The sequence below is a fragment of the Streptomyces sp. NPDC001848 genome, from assembly GCF_042891915.1.
Lineage (GTDB): Bacteria > Actinomycetota > Actinomycetes > Streptomycetales > Streptomycetaceae > Streptomyces.
In genome coordinates this window covers 58,538-84,165 of record NZ_JBIATP010000022.1, presented here as the reverse complement: position 1 = coordinate 84,165, position 25,628 = coordinate 58,538, and the positions used below count along the sequence as shown (strand labels likewise).

Genomic DNA, 25,628 nt, shown 5'->3' with positions numbered 1-25,628 from the left:
CATGCCCACGACGCAGAGCACACAGAGCAGGAAGAAGACCAAGTGGAATGTCGGTGACATGGCCGACCAGACCGGCCGCACCGCCGTCGTCACCGGCGCCAACAGCGGCCTCGGCCTCGCCACCGCCGACGCCCTCGCCCGGGCCGGCGCCCGTGTCGTGCTCGCCGTGCGCGATCCCCGGCGCGGCGAGGCGGCAGCCGCCACCGTGCGCGGTGCGAAGGGACGCCTCGAGGTGCGCCGTCTCGATCTGGCCGACCTCGCGTCCGTACGGGAGTTCGCCGGCGAGTGGCAGGGCGACATCGACGTGCTCGTCAACAACGCCGGTGTCATGAACGTCCCCGAGGGCACCACCAAGGACGGCTTCGAGACCCAGTTCGGCACCAACCACCTGGGCCACTTCGCCCTGACGAACCTGCTGCTGCCGCACGTCAGGGGCCGGGTGGTCACGGTGTCCTCGGGCATGCACCGGTATCCCGGTGCATGCATCCACTTCGAGAACCTGAACCTGACCGGCGCGTACTCCCCGATGGCGGCGTACGCCCAGTCCAAGCTGGCCAACCTGCTGTTCACCCTGGAGCTGCAGCGCCGCCTGACCGAGGCGGGCTCACGGGTACGGGCGCTGGCCGCGCACCCGGGCTGGGCCGCGACCAACCTCCAGGGCCATGACGCGAGCGCTCTGCGCCGGATCGCGATGAAGGTCGGCAACCGGCTGTTCGCCCAGGACGACAAGGCGGGAGCGCTGCCCACCCTGTACGCCGCGACCCAGGACCTGCCCGGCGCGAGCTATGTCGGCCCCGACGGGCTCGGTGAGATGCGCGGCGCCCCGGCCCTGGTCGGCCGCTCCCAGGCGGCCGGCGACCCGGAGACGGCCCGCCGTCTGTGGACCGTCTCCGAGGAGCTGACCGGTGTCGCGTTCCCGGAACTGTCCGCGCTCCCGAGGAACGCGACGGCCTGATCCGAACGAATGACCCTAGCGCCGCGCCGCTTCCGGATGCCTGCGGACCCAGCCCTCCCACGCCGAGGAGATCATGTCCTCCACGTCGCGCTTCGCCGTCCAGCCCAGTTCCCGGCCGATCCGGTCGGCGGAGGCGACGACGCGGGCCGGATCGCCGGGACGGCGCGGAGTGACCGTCGGCGCGATGTCGTAGCCGGTGATCGCGTTGATGCGGTCGATCATCTCGCGTACCGACACGCCTTCCCCGCGGCCGATGTTGAGGGTCAGGTCCGTGCCGGGGGAGGCCTGGAGCGCGCGAGCGGCGGCGACGTGGGCCTCCGCCAGGTCGGCCACATGGATGTAGTCGCGGATGCAGGTGCCGTCGGGCGTCGGGTAGTCGTCGCCGAAGATGCGCGGGGCCGCGTTCTGCGTCAGCTTCTCGAAGACCATCGGGATCAGGTTGAACACGCCCACGTCCGCCAGCTCGGGGCTCGCCGCGCCCGCCACGTTGAAGTAGCGCAGGGACGCCGTGGACAGACCGGTCGCCTTCCCCGTCGCCCGGACCAGCCACTCGCCGGCCAGCTTGGTCTCGCCGTAGGGCGACATCGGGACGCACGGCGTCTCCTCCGTCACCAGGTCCACGTCCGGCATGCCGTACACGGCGGCGGACGAGGAGAACACGAAGGACGGAACCCCGCACTCCGTCACCGCCTCCAGCAGGACGCGCAGCCCTTCCACGTTCTCCCGGTAGTAGTGCAGCGGCAGCTCGACCGACTCGCCCACCTGCTTCTTCGCCGCGAGGTGCACGACCCCTGTGACCGAGTGCGCGGCCAGCGTGCGGCGTAGCAGTGCGCCGTCCAGGGTCGAGCCCTCCACCAGCGGCACCTCGGCGGGCACGCGCTCGGCGATCCCCGTGGACAGGTCGTCGTACACCACGGCGCGCTCGCCCGCCTCGGTCATCGCGCGGACGACGTGCGCCCCGATGTAACCGGCACCGCCGGTGATCAGCCAGGTCATGATGCGGCCGTCTCCTTGCTCGTTGGCCTGTCGTGTTCTTGCTGCCACCCCAGTGAAGCAGGTGGCGCGTCCCTGCCCGTCACCCGTCACCTCAAGTGAAGCAGGCGCCGGAGCCTGCGCCGCACCACCGAGGTCACTCCCCGTGCCCCCGACGCCACCCGGAGCGCCAGGGCCCCCGAGTGCGTCGCGTACGGCTGTACCAGCAGCACACCGTGCCTCGGGCTCGGCACCGCCTGGCGGCGCAGCAGGCCGGCGCCCGTGACGGCGTGCGGCGCGGTCTCACGGCTCGTTCCGTCATCGAAGCGGAGTGTCAGCTTCAGGTCCCAGGTGCCGGCCCCGAGCGCCGCCAGGTCCACGGGTGTCTCGGCGGTCCAGCCGTCGGAGCCCGGCTCCTTCCGGAGCGGGGCCGTGCGGGCCAGCCCCACCCGCTTCTCGTCCTCCCGGAGCACGAACTCCACGTCCACCCGGGCCGGACGGGCGTTCTCCACCCGCCCGTACAGCTCGTGCAGGCGCAGCCGCAGCCGGCCGGCACGCGCGCGTGGGCGCAGTTCCGCGTCGACCGTGACCGGCAGCTCCTGCATGGGGCGGTGCAGCAGGTGCTCGAGCTGGACCTGCGGCAGGTCGTCGGACCAGATGGGCGTTCCGTCCGCCGTCCTCGCGTACGGCGGGGTCAGCCGCGCCGGACGGGCCGCGAGCTCCTTGAGCCGGTGCAGATCGCGCGGCGCTTCGGAGGCGAGCACCACCTGCGCGAGGATCCGCCCCGACACGGACGCCTGCGCGTAGTCGTCCGGGTCGAAATCCTCGAGGTAGGTGCGCGTGAGCCGCCACCACTCCCTGCGGTACCCGTCGTCGCGCAACGGCAGTTCCCGCGCGTACATGCGCAGGCTCCGGTCCAGGAAGGTGGTGCGTGCCGCCCGCGCCAGCTGTTTCTCGCCGGAGCCCAGCAGGATCTCGTACGACTGCCGGTTCGCCTCCATGCGCGCCTTCCAGTTGTCGATGTCGGCGCGGTCGAGGGAGATGGACAGGCGCTGGGCGGAGCGGCGCACGTGCCAGATGTACACGGTGTCCGGGATCACGGCGATGCTCGGGCCGGCGGCCAGGACGCGCGCGCCGAAGACGAAGTCCTCGTACGGGAAGCGGCCGTCGGGGAAGCGGATGCCGTGCTCGCGCAGGAAGTCGGTGCGGTAGAGCTTGTTGACGCACAGCGTGTCGTGGGCCAGGCGGGGGCGCCGGGAGGGGTGGGAGACCACGGCGGCCTGCTCGTACAGCTCGGGCTGCCAGGGGACTTCCCGGCCCGAGGGCAGCTCACGGCGCACACACAGGCCCGCGGCGAGCTGGGTGCCGTGCGCGACGGCCGCCATGAGCAGCGCGTCCACCGCGCCGGGCGGCAGCACGTCGTCGCTGTCCAGGAACATCAGGTACGGGGCGGTCACCGCGTCGATCCCGTCGTTGCGCGGGGTCCCGCAGCCGCCGCTGTTGGCGGTCCGGCTGATCACCCGCACGCGCGGCTCCTCGGCCGCCAGGGCATGCAGCAGCTCGGCGCTGCCGTCGGACGAACAGTCGTCGACCGCGATCACTTCGCGGACGACCCCGCCCTGCGCGAGGGCCGAACGGACCGCGTCTGTCACATGGGCGGCGTCGTCGTATCCGATGACGACGACGCTGACCTGTGCATCATGAGGGTGACCCATCGCATCCACGAGCTGAGAATACGGACACCTGGTAATTATCTGTTAAGAGGCCATCGACCTCCTGCGGGGAAGAGTGACGGGTACCTGCTCCTGGTTCCCCACTGTGGCGTCCGAATTCTCTCGCCGCGGGACCGCGCGTCCGGAACGCCACAGACGGACGAAGGACACGATCGCCGCGGTGGTCAGCAGCCCGTTGCGGGCCAGCATGAGCAGACAGCCCCTCCAGGTGGAGCTGATCACATACCCGTAGAAGGCGGGGTACACCACCGCACTGATCGCGGTCGCCGCGAGGATGAGCCAGGCCACCGGGCGCTGCGTGGTGTGCCGTGTGGTCAGGCAGACGGCGGCCAGCCCGACCAGCCAGATCATGTACTGGGGGCTGATCACCCGGCTCGTCACCGTGAACAGCAGCACGGCCGTCAGCGCCGCGTCGTACGGGGTCGCCGGCGTCCAGCGGCGGGCGCGCAGCCGCCACAGCAGCAGCAGTGCGAAGGCGACCGCGGTCAGCGCGAGCGAGCAGACGGCGACCGCGTGCACATGCGGGCCGACGAACTCCACGGCGCCGTACTGGTAGCGGGTGGTGCCCGACCACCCGGCGTGGCGCGCGAACATCAGTACCGTGCCGCCGAGCGACTCGATCTGCACGCCCCGGCCGCCCTGCTGGCGCAGGAAGTCGAACGGGTTGCGGAACAGGACCGCGACCACGGCGAGCAGCGTCAGCACGGTGACGACCGCCGCCGTCCACGCCTGGCGGGTGCCGCGGCCCCGCGGTGTGCCGAGGAGCGCCAGCGCCGGCCACACCTTCACCAGGGCGCCGAGGGCCGCGAACACTCCGCCCATGCGTGGGGAGCGCGACATCGTGAGCAGCGCGATCACCGCGAACGCGGTGACCTGGACGTCGTACCGGACGAGCGGGATGTGCCACAGCAGCGGCAGACCGGCGATCCACAGCGCCGCGCCGCGCAGGGAGCGGCCCCGGCGGGTGCCGGCGTACGCGAGGACGAGGGTGACCAAGGCGTCCGTGAACAACGTGATGACCACGAACGCCTGAAAGTAGGTCAGTCCCGGCAGGAGCGCGGGTGACAGGAGCACCGCGCCTGCGCCGGGTGGGTACTGCCACAGGTGGTCGCCGGAGGGGAAGGCGCCGTGCCGCAGGACGCCGTACCAGTGGAAGTAGAGTTTCCAGACCTCGCGTGCGACGCCGCCCCGGCCGAGCAGGGCGTACTGGTCGTGGACGAGCAGCCAGAGCATCAGGGCACGGGTGGCGAGCCAGCCGGCGGCGAGCAGAAGCAACCGATGTGTCCGGCGCACCCTCTTCCAGAAGGGCGGCGGGAAAAAGGGTGCCGGTCTGGTCGCCGGGCGTTCCAGGGCAGTCTTCAAGGCACTCATCAAGCCCGGATGGTAGGCCGTCTGTATGGCGTGTGTGGTGGATACGGCGTCAACACAGGGCAAAAGTTATTTAATCGTACGAAACCCGCGCATGTTGAATGCGGGCATGAGCCGGTCACCGTTGAGGCGCAGGGAGCGTATCGCCGTCCTCGTACCCGTGGCGGTCATGTCCACGCTCGGGCTGTGGGGGCTGGACCGCGACGGCATGTGGCGTGACGAGGCGGCCACCTTCCAGGTGGCGCGCCGCTCGCTGCCGCAGATCTGGCATCTGCTGCGGAGCGTGGACGCGGTGCACGGCCTGTACTACCTGCTGATGCACCCGGTCCTGGCGCTCCACCCCGGCGAGGTGCTGCTGCGGCTGCCCTCCGTGTGCGGGGCGGCCGCGGCGGCGGGGTTGGTCGCCGCGCTGGGGGTACGGCTCGGGCGGCCGCGGGTGGGGCTGTGGGCCGGGCTGCTGTACGCGGTCACGCCGATGGTCGGGCACTACGCCCAGGAAGGGCGTTCCTACGCGCTGGTCGCGGCCGGGGTGGCGGGGGCGACGCTGCTGCTCGTGCGGGCCGTGGAGGGCGGGAGGTGGTGGCCGTACGGGTTGGTGGTCGCCGTCACGTGTGTCCTGCACGAGTTCGCGGTGCTGACGCTGCCTGCGCACGCCGGCACGTTGGCGTTGGCGCGGGTGCCGGGGCGCGTGTGGCGGGGGTGGGGGAGTGCGGCCGGGGCCGCTGTGGTGGTGCTGTTGCCTCTGGTGCTGGTGTCCCGGGGCCAGGCCGAGCAGGTGGCGTGGCTGACGGCGCCGGACGGGCGGAGCGTGGAGAGGCTGGTGGGACAGTTCTTCGGCCCGTCGCACCGGGTGCTTCTGCCGTGCCTGGGGCTGGCGGTCTTGGCGGTGGCGGCACCGTTGCCGCGGAGGGTCTCCCTGGTGGGGGTCGCGGGGCCGCTGCTGGTGATTCCGCCCGCGGTACTGATGGGGGTGTCGCAGCTTCGGCCGTTGTACGACGACCGGTATGTGCTGTATTCGCTGGCCGGGGTGCCGTTGCTGGCGGCGGCCGGGGCGGAGCGGATGGCCGGGGTGGTCGGGCGGCTGCGGCCGGGTGGCCGGTGTGTGCCCGGCACCGGTGTCGCCCTGCTCGGGGTCGTCGCCGTCTGCTGTGGGTTCCTCGCACAGCTGCCCCTGCTGCGGGCCGATCGGCGGGCCGCGCACCGGCCCGATGATCTCGGGGCCGTGTCCGCGGCCGTGGCGCGGCGGGTGCGGGCCGGGGATCCCGTGTTGTTCCTGCCCTCGCTGGAGCGGCGGTCGGCGCTCGCCTATCCGGCCGGGTTCCGCGGCGTCCGGGACGTGGCGCTGGCCGTGCCGGCCGCCGAGAGCGGAACGCTCTACGGACGGGAGGTCGGGCCCGAGGAGCTGCGGCGGCGGCTCGAGGGGCTGAGGTACGTCTGGGTGGTCAGCGAGCGCTATGCGCTGGACCCCTCCTGGATTCCCTGGAACGCCACGGAACGCGCCAAACTGGCGGTGGTGAAGCGGGACTTCCTCACCCGTGAGGAGTATGTACGGCCCCACCTCACACTTCGACTCTACGTGCGCCGGCACAAGCCCTAGCCGCAGCCGGGGGTCTCGTCCAGCGCCGCCGCGTCCAGGGCGCGGGTCAGGCGGTCGATGCGGTTCTGCAGTTCGGTGATCTCCGCCAGGTCGAAGCCCGTCGCCGCGGCGATCCGGCGCGGCACCAGCAGCGCGCGTTCCTTCAGTGCCGTGCCCTCGTCCGTCAGGTGGATGTGCACGGACCGCTCGTCCCGCCTGCTGCGCTCCCGCCGCACCAGGCCCGCCGCCTCCAGCCGCTTCAGCAGCGGGGAGAGCGTCCCGGAGTCCAGTCGCAGGTGCTCGCCGAGCTTCTTCACCGGCAGCTCGCCGTACTCCCACAGCACGAGCATCACCAGGTACTGCGGATACGTGAGCCCGAGGTCCTTCAGGACGACGCGGTAGACGCCGTTGAAGGCGCGCGACGCGGCGTGCAGCGAGAAGCAGATCTGGCGGTCGAGGCGCAGGTACTCCTCGGCCGCGGAGGTCGCCTCCGTACGGGGGGTCGGCGTGGTCGTCATGCGGACAGGGTAGCTCCTGTCCGCCATTTAGTTGTGCACAACTGAATTGTGTGCTCTACTTATCCACGTGAAACGGCGCCGGTCAGTCAGGGACCGGCCGCCGTGTGACTTCGAGAGGGATGGTTTTCCATGGACGCGCTCTACACCGCTGTCGCCACCGCCACCCACGGCCGTGACGGGCGCGCCGTCACCTCCGACGGCAAGCTCGACCTCGGGCTGTCCCTGCCGGTGGAGCTGGGCGGCGACGGCAAGGGCACGAACCCCGAGCAACTGTTCGCCGCCGGTTACGCGGCCTGCTTCGGCAGCGCGCTCGGCCTCGTCGGCCGGGCGGCCAAGGTGGACGTCAGCGACGCCGCGGTGACCGCCGAGGTCGGCATCGGCAAGCAGGGCGAGGGCTTCGCGCTCGCGGTGACCCTGCGCGTCGAGCTCCCGGACAGCGTGGACCAGGAGACCGGCCGCAAGCTGGTCGAGCAGGCCCACCAGGTCTGCCCCTACTCCAACGCCACCCGCGGCAACGTCCCGGTCGAGCTCGTCATCGAGTAACGCCCGCCCGGCCCACGGCCTCGTACGCACCCTTCCCGGCGTACGAGGCCGTGCGCGTTCACGGCGACGGCGCGAGCGCCTCGCTGTGGCCCGCCGCCGGTGCCGGCACCGACGTCCGGACGTCCGGCTCGCCCAGCATCAGGGTGCGCACCACACGCTCGGCCGCCCGCCCGTCGTCGAAGGCGCAGAACCGCGCACGGAACCCCGCCCGCAGCCGCGCGGACTCCTCGTCCCGCCAGCACCCGGAGGCGAACAGCCACGCCAGCTCCCGGTACGAGCGCGAGACGTGCCCCGGCGCTTCTTCCGTGATGTCGAAGTAGGCGCCCCGCGCCGCCCGGAACGCGCCCCAGTCGTCGGCGTGCACGACGATCGGCCGGTCCAGGTTGGCGTAGTCGAACATCAGGGCCGAGTAGTCGGTGACCAGGGCGTCCGAGGCGAGTATCACCTCCTCGACGTGCGGCTCGTCGGTGGCGTCGACCAGCACGCCCCGCCGGTGCAGCTCGGCCAGGCCCATCCCGCGCGCCGGACCGTCCGCGAGCGAGGGGTGCAGCCGTACGACGAGGGTGTGGCCCTCGCCCAGGTCCTCCGCGAACCGGGTCAGGTCGAAGCGGTCGATGTGACCGCCGCGCACGTAGTCCCGGAGGGTCGGCGCGTACAGCACCACCGTGTGCTCCTCGGGGATGCCGTGCCGGAACCGGAAGGCGGCCCCGTCGCCGGGCTTGGCGTCCACCAGGACGTCGTTGCGGGGGCTGCCGCTGCGCACCGAGGTGAAGTCGCAGGGGTAGGCACGGTCCCACACCAGCTCGGAGTGGCGGTTGGCGACCAGGCTGTAGTCCCAGCGGTCGGCGCGCCGCAGCATCTGCGGCACGTCGACCCCCAGCCGGGCGCCCGGCTTGTCCCGCAGATCGGCGCCCATGTACTTCAGCGGGGTGCCCCGGTGGGTGTGGATGTGGACGCTCCCGGGGCGCTTGGCCAGGGTGCCGGGCCAGTTCACGTTGTTGACGAAGTAGGTGGCCCGCGCGGTGACCCGCAGATAGCCGAGGGAGCCCGGGAACACGTACTCGATGTCCGGTGGCAGGTGCTCCGCCTGGTCCGGGCGCACCACCCACACACCGCGGATGTGCGGGGCGAGGTCGCGTGCCGCGCGGTGGATCGCGGCCGGGTCGCCGAGGACGCCGCGGTGCCTGAACGCCGAGTAGACCGCCAGGTTCGGATCCAGGGGCCGCCGCTCGTGCGCCCAGGACCAGCCGCGCTTGACCTGCCCGGCCGCCACCGCGCGTGCCTGCCGACGCCGCCGGCCGAGCGCGCCGGCGACGGTGGCGGCCCGCTGCCGGAGGAGGTAGCCGGCGTACCCCCCCTCCAGCACGCGCAGCTCCGCAGGGACCGGTTCCCCCGTGCCGTGGGTGCGGAAGAGATCGGCGGTGCGGCGGAAGAACTCACCCTTGTCGCAGGCGGGCAACCGATCCGGCTTGGCGAGGATGTCCAGACAGTGCTCGCCCATCTTGCGGCGCAGGTACGGCCGCCAGGAGGCCAGCTCCGGATGGGCGTCGAGGTATGCGAAGACCCGCTCGTACTGGTCGTGGACGTCGAAGTGCCTGCGGCTGGTGGTGGAGAGGATGTTGCCCTGGCGGCGCTGCCGGTAGCTGACGCAGATCCGGTCCAGGGTCGCGATCCGCCGGGCGCTGAGCAGGGCGGGGAACGTCCAGGGCGTGTCCTCGTAGTAGCCCGGCGGGAAGGCGAGGCCGTGCCCGGTGACGTAGTCCCGGCGGTACGCCTTGTTCCACACCACCATCAGGAGGTCCAGGATCTCCGGTCGCTCGGCCGCCGTGAAGGTGCCCTCGCCGCTCTCGGCGAGGACCCGGGCCAGCACGTTGCGGCGGATGCCGCCCCACCAGTAGGTGCGGGCGTAGTCGAAGACCAGCACGTCCGGGTCCCCGGTCTCCTCCAGCCGGTCGGCGATCGCGCGCAGCGCCCCCGGGGTGAGCGTGTCGTCGCTGTCGAGGAAGAGCAGGAAGTCCCCACCGGCGTGCGGCAGTCCGGCGTTGCGGGCCCGGCCGAGGCCGACGTTCTCCGGCAGGTGCAGCACCCGCACACGCGGATCGCGGGCGGCGTACTCGTCGAGGATCGCCCCGCAGCCGTCGGGGGAGCGGTCGTCGACGGCGATCATCTCGAAGTCGGTGTACGACTGCGTGAGGACCGAGTCCAGGCACTCGCGCAGGAAGCCCTGCACCTTGAAGACGGGCACGACGATGCTGAAGCGGGGCACGGCGGTCAGCTCCTCACCAGGGCAGGGGCCGGGGCCGGGATGCGCTCGGCGAGCGGGATCACGGCCGGGATCGACGCGGGCGGCTCGCCCAGCAGCACCCGGCGCACGACGCGTTCGGCGGCGCGCCCGTCGTCGAACTGGCAGAAACGCTGCCGGAAGGCGGCGCGCACGGCCCCGGCCTCCGCGTCGGTGAACGAGCCGTCGCGGAAGACGGCCGCGAGCTCCTCCTCCGTGCGCACCACCCGGCCCGGTGGCGCCTGCATCAGGTCGAAGTAGACGCCCCTGATCTCCCGGTAGACGTCCCAGTCCTCGGCGTACACGACGATCGGCCGGTCCAGGTTGGCGTAGTCGAACATGATCGACGAGTAGTCGGTGATCAGTGCGTCGGCGGCCAGGCAGACGTCCTCCGAGGAGCGGTGCCGGGTGACGTCGATGACGCGGCCGGCGGCCCGGGCGGCGCCCCGGTCGTAGAAGTAGTGGGCGCGCAGCAGCACCACGAAGTCGTCGCCGACCGCGTCGCAGAACGCCTCCAGGTCGAGCCCCGCCTCGAAGCCGGTGCTGTGGTCGCGGTGCGTCGGCGCGTAGAGGACGGCCGTCTTCCCCTCCGGGACGCCGAGTTCGCGGCGGATGCGGGCCACGTCGTCGGCGGTCGCCGTGTAATAGACGTCGTTGCGCGGATAGCCGTACTCCAGCGTCTCGTACGAGCCCGGGAACGCGCGCTCCCACATCTCGGTGGAGTGCCGGTTGGAGGAGAGGTTGTAGTCCCAGCGGTCCACACGCGCCAGCAGCCTGGCGAAGCTGCCGGTCGACGCCGCCACCACGGGGTACGGCGACTGGTCGACGCCCATCTTCTTCAGCGGGGTGCCGTGCTGGGTCTGCAGGTGGACGCTGCCGGGGCGCTTGACGACGCCGTCGGCGAAGTTGGCGTTGTTGATCAGGTACTTGGCGCGGGCCAGCACGTCCCAGGAGGCACGGCTGCCGATCACTGCGTACTCGACGTCCTTGGGCACACTGCCCACCGCGTCCGGCTCCACCAGGAACACGGAGCGGAGGTGCGGGGCGAGTTGACGGGCCTTGGCGTGGATGGCGGCCGGGTTGCACGCGTAGCCGCGGCCCCAGTAGGCGCAGTACACGGCGAGGTTCTCGTCGAGCGGGCGGTGCAGCTGGAGCGTGTAGCGGGCGCGGGTGCGCGGCATGTGCGGCAGGGGTGCCTTCCTGGCCGCCTTCGCCGCGCCCTGGTTGGCGGCCCGCAGCGCCCGGAACGCGCCGTAGGCGCCGGAGGCGAGCAGCCGGTGCTGCACACCGAGGCTGCCCGCCGGCGGCCGGAAGCCGGCCGGGCGGTGGCGGCGGTGGAGGCGGCCGGCTCGTCGGAAGAACGCCCGGTGGCGGTGCGCGGGCAGCAGCTCCGGATGCGCGGCCGTCCGCAGCACCGCGGAGAACAGCTGCTCGAACAGCGGTCGCGCCCGGTGGGCCGGCAGGCGGAGTTCGGCGGCCCGTACCAGGACGCGCTCCACCTGGTCGAGGAGATCGAACTGGTGCTCGCCGGGGGTGTGCAGTGGGCTGCCCTGCCGGCTCACCAGATGCCGTACGCACACCGTGCGCAGCACCGCCAGGCGCTCGGCGGTGAGGGTGACCAGGCCACCCCAGCCGACGTCGGCGCAGTGGCCGGTGGGAAAGGCGAGCCGGTGCCCGGTGACGAACGCCCGCCGGTAGGCGGCACTCCACACGGGCACGGCCACCCCCGTCAGCCCAGGCGCCTGCCCGGGAGTGAACGCCCCGTCCGGCGTCGGGCCGAGCGGTGGTGTGGAGGTCTCGGGGTCCCACCAGTGCGCCCGCTCGTGGGCGAAGTAGAGGACGTCCACGTCGCCCGTCGCCCTCAGCCGCGCGTCGATCGCCGCCAGCGCCCCGGGCACCAGGACGTCGTCGCCCTCCAGGAACAGCAGATACGCCCCCGTCGCCGCCCCCATCCCGGCGGTGCGGGCCACGCCGGCGCCGCCGGAGGGCGGCGAGGTGAGCGGGGCCACCCTGCTGTGCCGCTCGGCGTACGCGGCGGCGACCACCCCCGCGGGTGAGTCGGGCGCGTCGCAGACCGGGATCAGCTCGAAGTCGCCGAAGGACTGGGCGAGGACCGAGTCCAGCGCCTGGGACAGACGGCCGGCGACACCGGAGGCGGGGACGATGATGCTGAAGCGGGGCATTCTGCTCTTTCTCTCGGGCCGGATCCTGCCGGGGTGGGCCTGCGCGGCACGCGGGCCTCCGGGGCCGGGCAGGGGATCAGAGGCGTTCTTCGACCGGTACGCCGTGGCTGGGCACCGGGACCGAGGCGAGCGGCGGGGCCGGCAGGCCGGCGACGGCGGACGGGACCGGATGACGGTGCGACAGCGGTACGACCGCCGGCTGCCAGGCGTTCTCCCCGAGCACCACCCGGCGCACGATCCGCTCGGCGGCGCGCCCGTCGTCGTACGGGCAGAACCGCTCGCGGAACGCGGCCCGCCGCTGCTCGGAGCGCGAGCCGCACCAGTGGCCCGTCGCGAAGATGTCGATCAGGTCGTCCTCGTCGCGGGCGACCGGGCCCGGCGGGAAGGCGCGGACGTCGAAGTAGGTGCCGCGGGCCGCCTCGTACGCCTCCCAGTCGTCCGCGTACACGATGATCGGCCGGTCCAGATTGGCGTAGTCGAACATCAACGCGGAGAAGTCGGTGACCAGGGCGTCCGAGGCCAGGCAGACCGACTCCACGCTGGGGTGGCCGGTGACGTCGATGACCCGCCCCTCGACCGTCCGCGCCGGCGGCTCGCCGCAGGCCGGGTGCGCGCGGGTGAGCAGCACGAACCGCGGGCCGAGCCGGCGCAGGACACGCTCCAGGTCCAGGGAGGGCTGGTGGCCGCGGCGGTAGTCGCGGTACGTCGGCGCGTACAGGATCGCCACCGAGCCCTCGGGGATGCCGAACGTCTGCCGCAGCCGGGACACGTCCGCCGAGGTGGCGCGGGCGAAGACGTCGTTGCGGGGCTGCCCGTACTCCAGCGTGGTGAAGCCGGACGGGAAGACGCGCTCCCAGACGAGGGTGGAGTGGCGGTTGCCGGAGACGACGTAGTCCCAGGTGTCGGCGGTGCGGAGCATCCGGGCGAAGTCCGTGTCGCGGGCGGCGGCCGGACGGTCCTGCAGGTCCAGGCCCATGCGCTTGAGCGGGGTGCCCTGCCGGGTCTGGACGAGGACCTGGCCCGGGCGCTTGACCATGCGGGGGTCGAAGTCGGCGTTGTGGACCAGGTACTTGGAGCGGGCCAGCGCCGTCCAGTACGCGGCCGAGCCGGGCCGCAGCCGACGGGTGGCCACCGGGACGGTGTGGTGGTGCTCGGGGCGGGCGATCCAGGCGGTGCGGATCTGCGGGACAAGGTTGCGGAACGCGGACTCCAGGGCGGCCGGGTTGCAGCCGTAGGAACCGCCCGCGTCCCGGGTGAAGACGGCCCGGTCGGCGCGCAGCGGCAGACACAGCTGGACGCGGTAGTGCGCGAGGAGCGCGGCGGCGGCCAGGCGGCGGCTCGACCTGGCGACCGTGCGCCGCACCCCGCGCGCCAGGCGGGAGGCCAGGAACAGCAGGCGGTGGGTGCGGTGGCTGCCCAGGCGGATCAGCAGGTGGCGCAGCCGGAACGGGGCGCCCGGGACGCGGTGGCGGCGGTAGTGGGCGCGGGCCAGGCGCAGGAACTCGGCGCGGCAGGCGCCCGGCAACCGGCCGCGCCGGGCGAGGATCGCGGCCAGCTGGTCGGCCATCCGGTGGAACAGCACCGGCCGCCAGCGGGCCAGCTCCGGGTGCGCGTCCAGGTACGCGAAGACCCGGTCGTACTGGTCGAAGACGTCGAAGTGCCGGCGGCTGCCGGTGCCCGGTGCACCGGCGGGCAACGTGTGCCCGTCATCAAGGCGCACCGGGCGTCGCGACGGGGCGGAGGCCGCCTGGTGGGGCACCGGGACGCCGCCCCGGCGGCGTCGGCGGTAGTGGACGCAGACCCGGTCGAGGGTGGCGATCGTCTCGGCGGTCAGCAGCACCGGGTACGTCCACGGCGTGTCCTGGTGGTGGCCGGGCGGGAAGGTGAAGCCCTCGCGTTCGACGAACTCCCGGCGGTACGCCTTGTTCCACGCCACCGTGGGCATCGACAGCAGGCCCGGGCGGTCGTCCAGGCGGAAGGGGGCCGGGCCCCGCTCGGTGAGAAGACCGGCGAGCTGGTCGCGGACGGTCTTCCCGGTCCAGTAGGTGCGGGCGTGGTCGAAGACCAGGACGTCGGGGTCGGAGGTCTCCTTCAGCCGGTCGGCGATGTCCCTCAGCGCGTGCGGAGTCAGGGTGTCGTCGCCGTCCAGGAAGAGCAGGTAGTCGCCGGTCGCCTGCCTCAGGCCGGCGTTACGGGCGGGCCCCAGACCCGTGTTCCGGGGCAGGTGCAGGGGGCGGACGCGGGCGTCACGGGCGGCGAACTCGTCGATGATGGCCCCGCAGGCGTCGGGCGAGCTGTCGTCGACGGCGATCACCTCGACGTCGGTGAACGACTGCTCCAGCACGGATGTGAGGCATTCCTCCAGGTACGCCTGAACCTTGTACGCGGGGACGATGACACTGAACCTGGGCAAAGAGCATCCATGGTGATCGGCGCGGACAACCTGCCCGAAAACGTCCGATGGAGTGGTTTGGTTACGCGCCGTGCGGCATGTGGGGGACCGACTGGGCAAACCTCCGCTGAACGACGAAGGGTGGACCGCGCTGCCGGTCCACCCCGCGAACCGCCGTACCGATCGGGCTACTTCACCGCACCGGCCATGACACCGGACACGAACTGCCGCTGGAAGGCGAAGAACACGGCCAGCGGGATCACCATCGAGATGAACGCGCCCGGCGCCAGCACGTCGATGTTGTTGCCGAACTGGCGCACCTGGGTCTGCAGCGCGACCGTGATCGGTTGTGTGCCGGACTTGGTGAACACCAGCGCGACCAGCATGTCGTTCCACACCCACAGGAACTGGAAGATGCCGAGGCTCGCGATCGCCGGGCCGCCGAGCGGCATCACGACCCGGGCGAACAGCCGCAGCTCGCCCGCGCCGTCGAGACGGGCCGCCTCCAGCAGCTCGCGAGGGATCTCCGCGAAGAAGTTCCGCAGCAGGAACACCGCGAAGGGCAGGCCGAAGCCCGTGTGGAAGAGGATCACGCCGAACACCGTGCCGAACAGGCCGATCTTCCCGAACAGTTCGGCGATCGGGATCAGCGCCACCTGCACGGGCACGACCAGCAGGCCGACCACACCCAGGAACCACCAGTCGCGACCGGGGAACTCCATCCAGGCGAAGGCATAACCCGCGAGGGAGCCGATGACGACGACGAGGACCGTCGCGGGGACGGTGATCAGGACCGTGTTCAGCAGCGAGTTGGTGATGTCGCCGTTCTCCAGCAGCTTCTGGTAGCTGTCGAAGGTCAGCTGGGAGGGCTTGCTGAAGACGGTCCACCAGCCGGAGGCGTTCATGTCCTCCGGTGCGCGCAGCGAGGCGAGCAGCAGACCGATCGTCGGCACCAGCCAGAACAGCCCCACGACGATGAGGAAGACGCGCAGCAGCCCGCCGCCGACCCCCTCCGCGAGCCGCGCCCCGAGGGACCGCCTGGCCCTGACGACGGTGACCGGGGCCGCCTCGGGCAGACGTCCGACCTGCGTGGTCATCGCCGCACCTCCCGCCTCAGCCGACGGATGTTGAACAGCATCACCGGGATGACGAGCAGCAGCAGGAACACCGCGATCGCGCTCGCGATGCCCGGCTGGTCCTCCGAGAAGCCCTTGCGGTACAGCTCCAGGGCCAGGACGTTCGCGTCGTCCTGCGAGGAGCCCGGCGGAATGATGAAGACCAGGTCGAAGATCTTCAGCACGTTGATCATCAGCGTGACGGTGACCACCGCCAGCACGGGCGCCAGCAGCGGCACGGTCACCCGGCGGAACACCTGCCACTCGTTCGCGCCGTCCACCCGCGCCGCCTCCAGCAGCTCCCGCGGCACGCCCGCGAGCCCCGCCGCGATCAGCACCATCGCGAAACCGGCCCACATCCACACGTACGCGCCGATGACCGCCGGGGTCACGAGCGCCGGGCCGAGCCAGTCGACGCCGTTGTACGGCTCCCTGAAGTTGCTCGCCGGGAGGCGCAGTTGTGCTCCGTCCGCGGCTGCGGGCAGCGCGAACGTGCCGTCGTCGGCCGCCTTGGTGGAGGCGACGACCCTGCCGTTCTTCACCGCCTCGATCCGCATGCCCGCGTAGCCCTGCTCGGAGGGGTCCACCGCGCCCAGCCTCCCCACGCCCTTGCCGCGCGTGAAGTCCTGCCAGGCCGTGCCGGTGACCTTCCCCGGCTCAGGCGCGGCCCGCACCGCCCGCTTCGCGCTCTTCGGCATCTGGTCGGGGGCGACACCGACCAGCGGCAGCGCGACCCACTCGCCCGTGTGCACGGTCGTCCTGGTGAGGAAGCCGCCCCGGTCCGGCTTCAGGGGCGACTCGCGGCCGGGGTGCGCCTTCGGGAACGCCGACGACGGGGCGAAGGTGTCATGGACGCCCACCCACACCGCGTTGGCGACGCCCCGGTCCGGGTCCTGGTCGTACACCAGCCGGAAGATGATCCCGGCCGCGAGCATCGAGATCGCCATCGGCATGAAGACGACCAGCTTGAACGCCGTCCCCCAGCGCACCCGTTCGGTGAGCACCGCGAAGACCAGCCCCAGCGCGGTCGACACCGTCGGCGCGAACACCACCCAGATGATGTTGTTCTTCAGCGCGGTGCGGATACCGTCGTCCGTGAACAGGGCCTTGTAGTTGTCGACTCCCGCGAAGGAGCCGCCGGAGCGGTCGAGGAAGCTGCGGATCACCGAGTACCCGATCGGGTAGACCACGAGCGCGCCGAGCAGCACCAGCGCGGGCAGCAGGAACAGCGCTGCCACGGCCCGGCGGGTGCCGGTCACGCTCTTGCGACTCTTCGGTGCGGCAGGGGCCGGCGGGGCCCCTGCCGCCGTGGCCGACGTCATCGCCGGATCAGCTCCCGCTCCCGTACGCCGCCGCCGCGTCCTTCTCCAGCTTCGCCTGCGTCCCCGCCACGTCCGTCGGGTTCTTCAGGAAGTCCTGGAGGTCCTTCCACTCGCCCTTGCCGGGCGTGCCGCCGAACGCCTGCGGCGCCTGGTCCGACATGTCGAAGCGGAAGCTGTCACCGGCCGCGAGCAGCGCCTTGGCCATCTTCTGCTGCACCGCGTTCGGGTACGCGGCGTCCGCGACGTTCTTGTTCGGCGAGAGGAAGCCGCCGAGCCTCGCCTGGATGGTCGCCGCGTCCGGCGAGGCCAGGAAGGTGACCAGTGCCTGGGCCGCCTTGGAGTCCTTGAGGACGACGGCCGCGTCACCGCCGGTGACGACGGGTGCCTGGGCGCCCACGGCCGGGAACGGGAACACCTTCGCGTCCGTGCCGATCCTCGCCTTGGTCTCACCGATGTTGACCTGCGCGAAGTCGCCCTCGAAGACCATGCCTGCCTTCGGCTGGTCGCCGCCGGTGAAGGTCTGGGTGACCGAGGCCGGGAACTCGGTCTGCAGGGCGCCGTCCGGGCCGCCCGCGATGTAGTCCTTCTTGCCCCAGATCTGGGCGAGCGTGGTCAGGGCCTGCTTGACGGACGGATCCGTCCACTTGATCTTGTGCTGGGCGAGCTGGTCGTACTTCTCGGGGCCCGCCTGCGAGAGATAGACGTTCTCGAACCAGTCGGTGAGGGTCCAGCCGTCGGCGCCGCCGATGGAGAACGGGGTGACACCGGAGTCGTAGATGTTCTGCGCCGCCGTCAGCAGGTCCTGCCAGGTCTTCGGCTCCTTGCCGTTCGCCCCCTCGAAGACCTTCGCGTTGTACCAGATCAGGGACTTGTTGGCGGCCTTGTAGTAGACGCCGTACTGCTTGCCGTCGACCTTGCCGATGTCCTGCCAGCCCTGCGAGTAGTTCTTGGCGAGCTCCGCCTGCGCCTCGGCGCCGAGCGGCTTGGCCCACTTCCTCTCGACCGCCTGCTTGATGGCGCCGGGCTGGGGGAGCAGCGCGACGTCCGGCGGCTGACCGCCGGCGATCTTCGACCCGATGAAGTTGATGATCGGGTCCTGGGCCGGCACGAAGGTGACCTTGGCGCCGGTGCGCTTCTCGAACTCGGCGAGCACCGTCTTGAAGTTCTTCTGCTCGCCGCCGGTCCAGACGGCGGCGACCTCCAGGCTCTGCCCGTCCAGCTTCGGGAGGGTGACGGTCGCGCCACCGGTCTGTGTGCTTCCGCTGCTCTTGTCGCTGCTGCCCTTGTCGTCGTTGCTCCCGCCGCACGCGGTGAGCGTGAGTGCCAGTGCCCCCGCGATGACAGCGGCCGCGGTCCTGGCGGCTGTGAGTGTCCGGATGGTGCTGCTCGTGCTGCGCATCACTGCCCCGTTCTCCGTCCCTCGTCGAACGTTCGAGCTGCTGTCCGTGCGCTCTGGTCTACGCGGGGTGGTTCGGGGCGGCAAGAGCGCCTGCACTGTCAACTGGCCGATTGTGATCGCGTCGTGACGTACGGTCAGCTACCACGTCGATCCGGCCCGGCGGCCGGCGGGTGCGGGTGAGACGGCGTCAAAGAAGCGAAGGCACCTCCACCGCCGACACCGATCGCGCCGCCCGCTCCAGCGCGCTCGCCAGCAACGCCAGGTCCGTCGGCCCGTTGCCCAGTTCCCGCACCGGGCGCCGGGCCGGTGGATCGCCCATGCGGTGCCACTCCAGCGGTACGACCGTCGGCCGCACGGTTGCCGTCCGGGGAATCCGCCCCGTGATCCGGCCGCCCTGGAACGGTGTCGCCCCGCCGTCCGCCCGTGTCAACCGCCCACGCCCCGGGCCCGGTTCGTCCGCGCCCGCGGCCACCTCCTCCAGCCCGATCCGCAGCGAGGCCGCCCGGGCGGGCTCCCACTGAGCCGTCCGCTCACCGGGCTCCGCCGCTGCCACCAGGTGCACACCCAGCCGTTCCCCGTCCCGGGCCACGGCCTCCAGCGCCCGTACGACCGATCCGGCCGCCGGACGGCCCGGCGAGCCGAGCGCGGGGGACAGCAGCGCGTCCAGGTCGTCGACCAGCACCACCAGGCGCGGCAACGGTGGACCGGCCTCCGCCCGCTGCCGTGCCGCCCCCGGCCGCAGCCGCAGCGTGACACTCGGCGGGCTGTCGAGGTCCCCCGACTCCGTGCTCCCCGACCGCTGCGGTCCGATCCGCCTCGACACCTCCTGCCGCATGTGCCACTCGGCGAAACCGAGCCGCCCGAGCAGTTCCGCCCGGCGCTTCAGCTCGGCGCTCAGCGACTGCGCGAACTCCCGCATGCGCACCGGGTCGTTGGCCGCCAGATACGTCGTGACATGCGGCAGATCCGTGCAGACCCGCAGACCGTCACCGCCCGTGCCGCCGTGCGCCGCGCGGTCGCGGCCGTCGACGAGTGCGATGCTCAGCCGGTCCGGGCGCTCCGCCGACGCGAGCGAGGCGGCGACCGCACGCAGCAGTTCCGTACGACCACTGCCGGGCGGCCCTTCCACCAGCAGATGCGGTCCCTCGGCGGCGAGGTCCACGCTCACCGGACTGCGTGGACCGGCGCCGAGCACCGCCCAGGCGCGCCCGCCCGGTGACGCGGTGTCGTCCGCCGCGTCCGCCCAACGCGCCATCAGCGACGCCGGAGTGGCCCGGGCCAGCCCCAACTCGTCCAGCAGCCGGGCCGTCCGGGGCAACGGGGCCGACACGCGCGGGTGCCGCTCACCGCCGCCGTCCGTCCGCACCGGGGCGAGCGCCCGGGCGAACCGCTCCGCCCACGCCGCCGACACCGCGTCCACGGCGGCGACCGTGCCGTGCCCCACGGGTGCGCGCGCGCCGTCCGCGCCCTGCCCCGTCGCCACCCGCAGCAATCGCAGCGCCGTGGCCACATCACCGCTCAGCAGCGCGACGGCCCCGCACTCCCGGAACACCGGCGAGGCGGCGCACGCCGCCTCGTACGTCTCCGCCACCGGCGACGCGGGGGAGGCCGCCGGCGCCTCGGCCAGACAGACCACATGGATCCCGGCCCGCGCCCCCTCCCGGGCCAGCCGGGCCACGGCCGCCCGCACGTCGGCGCCACCGGGGTCACCGTCCACGACCACCACCGAGTACGGCCCCGCGTGGGCGTCGTCCCGCGCCCAGGAGGGGCGGTGGGCGGCCCCCCGTGGCGAGGGGTCCTCCGGTGGGGCGGCCAGCGGGCCGTCCTGGTCCGTCAGCTGGTCCTCCAGGCGGCGCAGCAGCTCCTGAGTGCGGGCCGTCGCCTGTTCGCGGTCATAGGCCAGCAGCAGGCGGCAGTCCTGGCCGTGGGCCGGACGGAGATGGGGGAGCCAGCCGAGCCAGGACCAGTCGGCGGTGCGCTCCGTCAGCGGGCGCGCGCGGTCGGCGCTGATCAGGACCAGCTCCAGGAGGTCGGGGGAGTGCAGCGCGGCGAGCTGCGCCACCACCGCGCGCGTCAGCCCGGCCAGCCGGGCGCGCGGCCCCGCGAGTCCCAGCGCGCCCACCTCGCGCAACCCCGCGGTCACCGGCACCGACGGCAGCAGTCCCGACCCGTCCGGCGCCGCCCGGTCCGCCGTGCCCAGCCGCACGGTGAGCGCCTCCGGGTGCCCCGGGCCGCGCTCCCACAGCCGCGGACCGGGGCCGAGCGCGGTGAGCAGCAGTGCCGCCGGGTCCGGCCACTTCTCGGGCGCCCGCGCCGGGGACGGCGCGGAGGCGTCCCCGCGCTCCTCGTACGCGTCCCGTCCGGTGCCGCCCTGCTCGCCGCGGCCACCGGTCAGCCGGCGTGCCCATGCCGTGAACCCGCCGCGCCTGCGCAGCCCGGGCGGTACGTCCGTCCCGCGCAGCGGGGTGCCCTTGCGTGAGCTCTCGGCCTGTGCCGGAAGGGGCGGCTCCAGCGGCTCCGTGGAATCGTGTTCCTGCGCCCCGGGGATCACTCCGCCGGAGGCGCCCCACCCGGTGACGCCGAAGCCGTGGTGTGTGTCGGCGGCGGGGATGCCGTCGGGGGAGGGGCGCCCGTCCCGGGGAACGGGACCCGAGCCGGGTCCGTCCGGCGCGGTCCCGTCGCCGTGGGCCTCACCGCCGGTGCGGCCGTCCCCGGCCGCGGCGCTCTCGCCGCGCGCGTGCCCCACGGTCGCCGCCCGCGCCGGATCCGTGGGCTCCGCTCCCGCCGCCTCCGCCCCCCGCAGCCGTACGTGCCCCTCCCCGTCCGGCGCCGTCCCCACGGACCGCACCTCCCCGGGCGGGACCAGCCGCAGGGCCGACTCGCCGAGCCGCAGCAGCGCGCCGGGTGTGAGGCGCACCGGGCGGTCGGTCACCCGGTGGCCGTCCAGCACCGTGCCGTTCGTCGAACCCAGGTCGGCGACCGAGACGCGGCCGTCCGCGGCGACCGTGACCGCGCAGTGCAGCCGGGAGACGTCCGGGTCGTCCAGCGGGACGTCGGCGTCGGCGGAGCGGCCGATCCGGATCACCCCGCCGTGCAGCAGATGGACCCCGCCCGCGTCCGGGCCGGCGACCACGTGCAGCTGGGCCGCGCCCTCGTCCGGCTCCGGGCCCGGCTCCGCGGGCCCGCCAAGGGTCAGGACCGCGCCGTCCAGCAGCGGCGGCTCGCCCAGTGTGCAGCGCTGCGGGTCGAGTCGCTCCGTGCCCGCGTACAGCACCACGGTGCCCGTTCCCGGCTCCCGGCCTCGCTCGGGCTGGGAGGCACCCCCCTCACCGCCGACCGCAGAGGCCAGGCCCGACGCCACCGCGGCCAGCGCCGTCCCGGCGGGCGCGGTGACCAGCACGTCACAGCCGGTGGCGCGGGCCCGTGACTCCGCGGGCGGGGCCGGCGGGGCTACGACCGTCAGCCGGATCTGCATCGCCGTCAGCGGTCCCTTCTGTCTGCGTCCGCGGTCGCCCACGAGGCACACGAGCCGGTGTCGGGACCGCGACCGCGCCCGGTCCTGCGGGCCTCCGCGCTCCCCCGCTCTTCGAGCAGGGGACCCTGGCCCCCTCGACACCGACGCACCCCTTGGCTCCCGCGCGTGCGGGCGCCCGAGGACGGCGCGGGAGCCGTGCCACGGTCCCCCACCGCGGACTCCCCCCACCGCACACGAGCACATCGGCCAGTACGGGATGCATCCTCGCACCTGCCACCGACAGCGCGCCCGCCCTCCACCGTCAAATGATCTTGATTGGTCGGCTCTGCCCGTAAAAGTGCCTGACCAGTGCCCGGCCGGTGTCCGCTTGAGATCGGTCACGCCCGGATCGGGCAACCAACTGAACCGAAGAGAGCGTCTTGTCATCGAACAGGTACGGGAGCCGGATACGTACCTCGTCCATGCACGGCACGTGACCCCACAGGCCGTCGACAGCTCGGTGCCAAGTAGGTCGGCACTACAGTGGGCGGGACACCGGTAGCGCGGTGGACGACCGGAGAAGCAAGCAACAGGGAGCGCATGACGTGCGGCCGGTAGGGAGCAAGTACCTCCTTGAGGAGCCGCTGGGACGCGGCGCCACAGGCACCGTCTGGCGAGCCCGCATGGGGGTCCCCCCTGCTCCGGAGCTTGTCGGAGGAGCTTGGGGGAGGGAGACCGCGGGGGCCGAGGCGGCCGTCGCGGGCCGGCCCGGCGAGACCGTGGCGATCAAGGTCCTGAAGGAGGAGCTGGCGAGCGACCCCGATGTCGTGATGCGGTTCCTGCGGGAGCGGTCCGTCCTGCTCCGGCTGACCCACCCGAACATCGTGCGGGTGCGCGACCTGGTGGTCGAGGGCGATCTGCTGGCCCTGGTCATGGACCTTGTCGACGGCCCCGACCTACACCGCTACCTGCGGGAGAACGGCCCCTTCACCCCCGTCGCCGCCGCCCTGCTCACCGCCCAGATCGCCGACGCGCTGGCCGCGAGCCACGCCGACGGCGTGGTCCACCGTGATCTGAAGCCCGCGAACGTCCTGCTCGCGCAGCAGGACGGCCAGATGCACCCGATGCTGACCGACTTCGGCATCGCCCGGCTGGCCGACTCGCCCGGCCTGACGCGCACGAGCGAGTTCGTGGGCACGCCCGCGTACGTCGCCCCCGAGTCCGCCGAGGGCCGCCCGCAGACCTCCGCGGTCGATGTCTACGGCGCCGGGATCCTGCTGTACGAGCTGGTCACCGGGCGTCCCCCGTTCTCCGGGGACTCGGCCCTCGAGGTGCTGCACCAGCACCTGAGCGCCGAGCCACGCCGCCCGTCCACGGTCCCCGAACCGCTGTGGACGGTGATGGAGCGCTGCCTGCGCAAGAATCCGGACGACCGGCCGAGCGCCGAGAACCTCGCGCGGGCCCTCCGGGTGGTCGCCGAGGGCGTCGGCGTGCACGCGAACTCCGCGCAGATCGCCGCCGCCGAGGGCGTGGCCGCGCTGCTCGGCCCCGACCCGTCCCCGGCGAGCGTCCCCGGCTCCGCGGACCCCACGCAGGTGCTGCCGCAGGGCCCGGCGGCCGCCTGCGACCCGAACGCGGCGACCAGCGTTCTGCCGCACACCCCGCCCGGCGCCGCCGACCCCACCGCCGTCCTGCCCACCAACGGGGCCGCCGACCCGACCGCCGTGATGCCGCCCGTACCGCCGCACGAGCTCGGCGGGCAGCCCCGGCAGGAGGAGCCGCACCCCTGGCAGAGCCAGCTGCGCGCGGCCCGCGACCGCAATGAGCAGACCCAGGTCCAGGCGTACCTCGACCCCGGTGAGGACCCGCTGCGCCGCCGCCCGCAGCGGCAGGTGGCGCGCCCCCAGCATCCGCAGCAACGCCCGCCGCAGCGGCAGCAGCCCGCGCCGGGGTACGGCTACCCGCAGGGGCAGCCCCAGCAGTACGCGCCCCAGCGGCAGCAGTACGCGCCCGCCCCGCAGCAGCCGCAGCGCTACGCGCCCGCGCCTCAGGAGCCCCGGCAGCCCGCCCCCCGTCCCGCGCGCGAGCCCCGGCCGCCGCGGCAGCGCAGCGCCAACCCGATGAGGATCCCGGGGCTCGGCTGCCTCAAGGGGTGCCTGTTCACGATCGTCATCCTGTTCGTGGCCGGGTGGCTGGTGTGGGAGTTCAGCCCGCTGCAGGGGTGGATCGGCACCGGGAAGTCGTACTGGCAGCAGCTGAGCGACTGGTTCTCCAGCGCGGCCCACTGGATCGGGCGGCTGAACAAGAAGTAGCGGGCACGGGCCCGTGAGCGGCCCGCGAGCTTGGGGATTTGTCGACATCTGACGGGTGATTTCCGTCTCCGCGGTGAAGGTTGGCCCTTCGGACGCGTAGTTTTGTCGACGCGTCGGCACCACGCGTCCCCAGTAGGAGCAGACTTGGCACGGAAGATCGGCAGCCGGTACACCGCCAACCAGATCCTGGGGCGGGGAAGCGCCGGCACGGTGTGGCTGGGCGAGGGACCGGACGGGCCGGTCGCCATCAAGCTGCTGCGGGAGGACCTCGCGTCCGACCAGGAGCTGGTGGGCCGCTTCGTCCAGGAGCGCACGGCGCTGCTGGGGCTCGACCATCCGCACGTCGTGTCGGTACGGGACCTGGTGGTCGACGGCAACGACCTGGCCCTCGTCATGGACCTGGTCCGGGGCACGGATCTGCGCACCCGCCTGGACCGGGAGCGGCGCCTCGCGCCCGAGGCGGCGGTCGCGATCGTGGCCGACGTGGCGGAGGGGCTGGCGGCGGCGCACGCGGCCGGCATCGTGCACCGGGACGTGAAGCCGGAGAACATCCTGCTCGACATGCAGGGGCCGCTGGGCCCCGGCGGGGCGCACCCTGCGCTGCTGACGGACTTCGGTGTGGCGAAGCTGATCGACTCGCCGCGGCGGAGCAAGGCCACGAAGATCATCGGCACTCCGGACTATCTGGCGCCGGAGATAGTGGAGGGTCTGCCGCCGAGGGCGGCGGTGGACATCTACGCGCTGGCCACGGTGCTGTACGAGCTGCTCGCGGGCTTCACGCCGTTCGGCGGCGGCCACCCGGGCGCGGTCCTGCGGCGCCATGTCACGGAGACGGTCGTCCCGCTGCCCGGCATCCCGGACGAGCTGTGGCAGCTGATGCTGCAGTGCCTGGCGAAGGCGCCGGCGTCACGACTGCGGGCCTCGGAGCTGGCGGCGCGGCTGCGGGAGCAGCTGCCGCTGCTGGCGGGGATGCCGCCGCTGGACGTGGACGAACCGGACGCGGAGCCGGTGGAGGAGCCGTACGAGGCGCCCGGGGAGCCGGTGGTGACCCGGGCGCGGCGAGGAGCGGTGCCCCTGGTGCCCGGGGCGAAACCGGACTCCAACCGGGACACCCACACCTCGATGCGGGTGCCCGGCCCGGACGAACTGGCGGGCGGCGCCCGCGGCACGGCCCGCGCCCCCCGCACCCCGGGCGCCCCCCGCCCGGGCTCGGCCCGCCACCACGCGGCGGCCCGGCGCCGCCGGATCACGCTGGGCGTGGCGGCCGCGGTCCTGGCGGCGGCGATCGGGGTGGGCGCGTGGTGGGTCACCTCGGGGGACGACGCGGGGGCGACGTCACCGCCTCCGGCGCACTCGGCGCCGGCGTCACCCTGAGTCCCTGCGTCTTCCGGCCCTTCCGGGTCCCTGTTCCACGAGGTCGGGGGAGGTCCGAGGACGAGGCCGCAGGCCGGCACGGGGGCCCGGGAGCCCGGGGCGCAGCCCCCGGGGCGGCTCCCCGGCTCCAG

General features: G+C 73.1%; 16 protein-coding genes. 5 read left to right on the top strand and 11 right to left on the bottom strand.

Going from position 1 to position 25,628, the window contains the following annotated elements; genetic code table 11:
• The first annotated feature begins 1 nt into the window (after position 1).
• Positions 2-955, top strand: a complete 954-nt coding sequence (locus ACFYZJ_RS34165; RefSeq protein WP_388574774.1) for an oxidoreductase — start codon at positions 2-4, stop codon at positions 953-955.
• A 15-nt stretch (positions 956-970) separates the two neighbouring features.
• On the opposite strand, the gene galE is transcribed toward ACFYZJ_RS34165, so the two are convergent.
• From galE to ACFYZJ_RS34150, 3 genes are all read right to left on the bottom strand, one after another.
• Positions 971-1,951, bottom strand: a complete 981-nt coding sequence (galE, locus tag ACFYZJ_RS34160; protein WP_388574771.1) for a UDP-glucose 4-epimerase GalE — start codon at positions 1,949-1,951, stop codon at positions 971-973.
• 86 nt (positions 1,952-2,037) lie between these two features.
• On the bottom strand, positions 2,038-3,642 hold the full coding sequence (locus ACFYZJ_RS34155) for a glycosyltransferase family 2 protein (protein ID WP_388574853.1): 1,605 nt from the start codon (positions 3,640-3,642) through the stop codon (positions 2,038-2,040).
• Positions 3,643-3,684: 42 nt separating this feature from the next.
• A complete protein-coding gene (locus ACFYZJ_RS34150) occupies positions 3,685-4,893 on the bottom strand; it encodes a glycosyltransferase 87 family protein (RefSeq protein ID WP_388574851.1) in 1,209 nt (402 codons plus the stop codon).
• 244 nt (positions 4,894-5,137) lie between these two features.
• Between ACFYZJ_RS34150 and ACFYZJ_RS34145 the strand changes: the two genes are divergently transcribed.
• Complete coding sequence (locus ACFYZJ_RS34145; protein WP_388574769.1) at positions 5,138-6,625, top strand: hypothetical protein; 1,488 nt, start codon at positions 5,138-5,140, stop codon at positions 6,623-6,625.
• On the opposite strand, the gene ACFYZJ_RS34140 is transcribed toward ACFYZJ_RS34145, so the two are convergent.
• Positions 6,622-7,122 (bottom strand): MarR family winged helix-turn-helix transcriptional regulator, encoded by a 501-nt coding sequence (locus tag ACFYZJ_RS34140; RefSeq protein WP_388574766.1) that lies wholly within the window; start codon positions 7,120-7,122, stop codon positions 6,622-6,624. The two genes, ACFYZJ_RS34145 and ACFYZJ_RS34140, sit on opposite strands and share 4 nt — an antisense overlap.
• Positions 7,123-7,251: 129 nt before the next feature.
• On the opposite strand from ACFYZJ_RS34140, the gene ACFYZJ_RS34135 reads away from it, so the two are divergent.
• Positions 7,252-7,665, top strand: a complete 414-nt coding sequence (locus ACFYZJ_RS34135) for an organic hydroperoxide resistance protein (protein WP_388574763.1) — start codon at positions 7,252-7,254, stop codon at positions 7,663-7,665.
• A 58-nt stretch (positions 7,666-7,723) separates the two neighbouring features.
• Here the strand turns inward: ACFYZJ_RS34135 and ACFYZJ_RS34130 are convergent, their stop codons facing one another.
• The 7 genes from ACFYZJ_RS34130 to ACFYZJ_RS34100 form a co-directional block, all read right to left on the bottom strand.
• Positions 7,724-9,931 carry a CDP-glycerol glycerophosphotransferase family protein gene (locus tag ACFYZJ_RS34130; RefSeq protein WP_388574761.1) on the bottom strand — a complete coding sequence of 736 codons (2,208 nt, stop codon included), beginning with the start codon at positions 9,929-9,931 and terminating at the stop codon, positions 7,724-7,726.
• Between the two features lie 5 nt (positions 9,932-9,936).
• Positions 9,937-12,129: a CDP-glycerol glycerophosphotransferase family protein gene (locus ACFYZJ_RS34125; RefSeq protein ID WP_388574759.1), complete on the bottom strand. Its 2,193-nt coding sequence runs from the start codon at positions 12,127-12,129 to the stop codon at positions 9,937-9,939.
• Between the two features lie 76 nt (positions 12,130-12,205).
• Positions 12,206-14,542 (bottom strand): CDP-glycerol glycerophosphotransferase family protein, encoded by a 2,337-nt coding sequence (locus ACFYZJ_RS34120; RefSeq protein WP_388574756.1) that lies wholly within the window; start codon positions 14,540-14,542, stop codon positions 12,206-12,208.
• Positions 14,543-14,709: 167 nt separating this feature from the next.
• Positions 14,710-15,618 (bottom strand): carbohydrate ABC transporter permease, encoded by a 909-nt coding sequence (locus tag ACFYZJ_RS34115; protein ID WP_388574753.1) that lies wholly within the window; start codon positions 15,616-15,618, stop codon positions 14,710-14,712.
• Complete coding sequence (locus tag ACFYZJ_RS34110; RefSeq protein WP_388574750.1) at positions 15,615-16,958, bottom strand: carbohydrate ABC transporter permease; 1,344 nt, start codon at positions 16,956-16,958, stop codon at positions 15,615-15,617. The genes ACFYZJ_RS34115 and ACFYZJ_RS34110 overlap by 4 nt, the downstream gene beginning before the upstream one ends.
• A gap of 7 nt (positions 16,959-16,965) precedes the next feature.
• The gene (locus tag ACFYZJ_RS34105; protein ID WP_388574747.1) at positions 16,966-18,357 is read right to left on the bottom strand and encodes an ABC transporter substrate-binding protein; all 1,392 of its coding nucleotides are present in this window, start codon (positions 18,355-18,357) and stop codon (positions 16,966-16,968) included.
• A gap of 187 nt (positions 18,358-18,544) precedes the next feature.
• The gene (locus tag ACFYZJ_RS34100; RefSeq protein WP_388574848.1) at positions 18,545-21,832 is read right to left on the bottom strand and encodes an FHA domain-containing protein; all 3,288 of its coding nucleotides are present in this window, start codon (positions 21,830-21,832) and stop codon (positions 18,545-18,547) included.
• Between the two features lie 584 nt (positions 21,833-22,416).
• Here ACFYZJ_RS34100 and ACFYZJ_RS34095 point away from each other — a divergent pair.
• Both ACFYZJ_RS34095 and ACFYZJ_RS34090 read left to right on the top strand, forming a co-directional pair.
• Positions 22,417-24,123 (top strand): protein kinase, encoded by a 1,707-nt coding sequence (locus tag ACFYZJ_RS34095; protein WP_388574744.1) that lies wholly within the window; start codon positions 22,417-22,419, stop codon positions 24,121-24,123.
• A gap of 144 nt (positions 24,124-24,267) precedes the next feature.
• Positions 24,268-25,497 carry a serine/threonine-protein kinase gene (locus tag ACFYZJ_RS34090; RefSeq protein ID WP_388574741.1) on the top strand — a complete coding sequence of 410 codons (1,230 nt, stop codon included), beginning with the start codon at positions 24,268-24,270 and terminating at the stop codon, positions 25,495-25,497.
• The last annotated feature ends 131 nt before the right edge of the window (positions 25,498-25,628 follow it).

What these genes read in the sequence shown, in the direction of transcription:
- ACFYZJ_RS34165 (WP_388574774.1), top strand. Translation starts at nt 2, where the DNA reads ATGCCCACGACGCAGAGCACACAGAGCAGGAAGAAGACCAAGTGGAAT.
- galE (WP_388574771.1), bottom strand. Translation starts at nt 1,951, where the DNA reads ATGACCTGGCTGATCACCGGCGGTGCCGGTTACATCGGGGCGCACGTC.
- ACFYZJ_RS34155 (WP_388574853.1), bottom strand. Translation starts at nt 3,642, where the DNA reads ATGGGTCACCCTCATGATGCACAGGTCAGCGTCGTCGTCATCGGATAC.
- ACFYZJ_RS34150 (WP_388574851.1), bottom strand. Translation starts at nt 4,893, where the DNA reads ATGCTCTGGCTGCTCGTCCACGACCAGTACGCCCTGCTCGGCCGGGGC.
- ACFYZJ_RS34145 (WP_388574769.1), top strand. Translation starts at nt 5,138, where the DNA reads ATGAGCCGGTCACCGTTGAGGCGCAGGGAGCGTATCGCCGTCCTCGTA.
- ACFYZJ_RS34140 (WP_388574766.1), bottom strand. Translation starts at nt 7,122, where the DNA reads ATGACGACCACGCCGACCCCCCGTACGGAGGCGACCTCCGCGGCCGAG.
- ACFYZJ_RS34135 (WP_388574763.1), top strand. Translation starts at nt 7,252, where the DNA reads ATGGACGCGCTCTACACCGCTGTCGCCACCGCCACCCACGGCCGTGAC.
- ACFYZJ_RS34125 (WP_388574759.1), bottom strand. Translation starts at nt 12,129, where the DNA reads ATGCCCCGCTTCAGCATCATCGTCCCCGCCTCCGGTGTCGCCGGCCGT.
- ACFYZJ_RS34115 (WP_388574753.1), bottom strand. Translation starts at nt 15,618, where the DNA reads ATGACCACGCAGGTCGGACGTCTGCCCGAGGCGGCCCCGGTCACCGTC.
- ACFYZJ_RS34110 (WP_388574750.1), bottom strand. Translation starts at nt 16,958, where the DNA reads ATGACGTCGGCCACGGCGGCAGGGGCCCCGCCGGCCCCTGCCGCACCG.
- ACFYZJ_RS34105 (WP_388574747.1), bottom strand. Translation starts at nt 18,357, where the DNA reads ATGCGCAGCACGAGCAGCACCATCCGGACACTCACAGCCGCCAGGACC.
- ACFYZJ_RS34100 (WP_388574848.1), bottom strand. Translation starts at nt 21,832, where the DNA reads ATGCAGATCCGGCTGACGGTCGTAGCCCCGCCGGCCCCGCCCGCGGAG.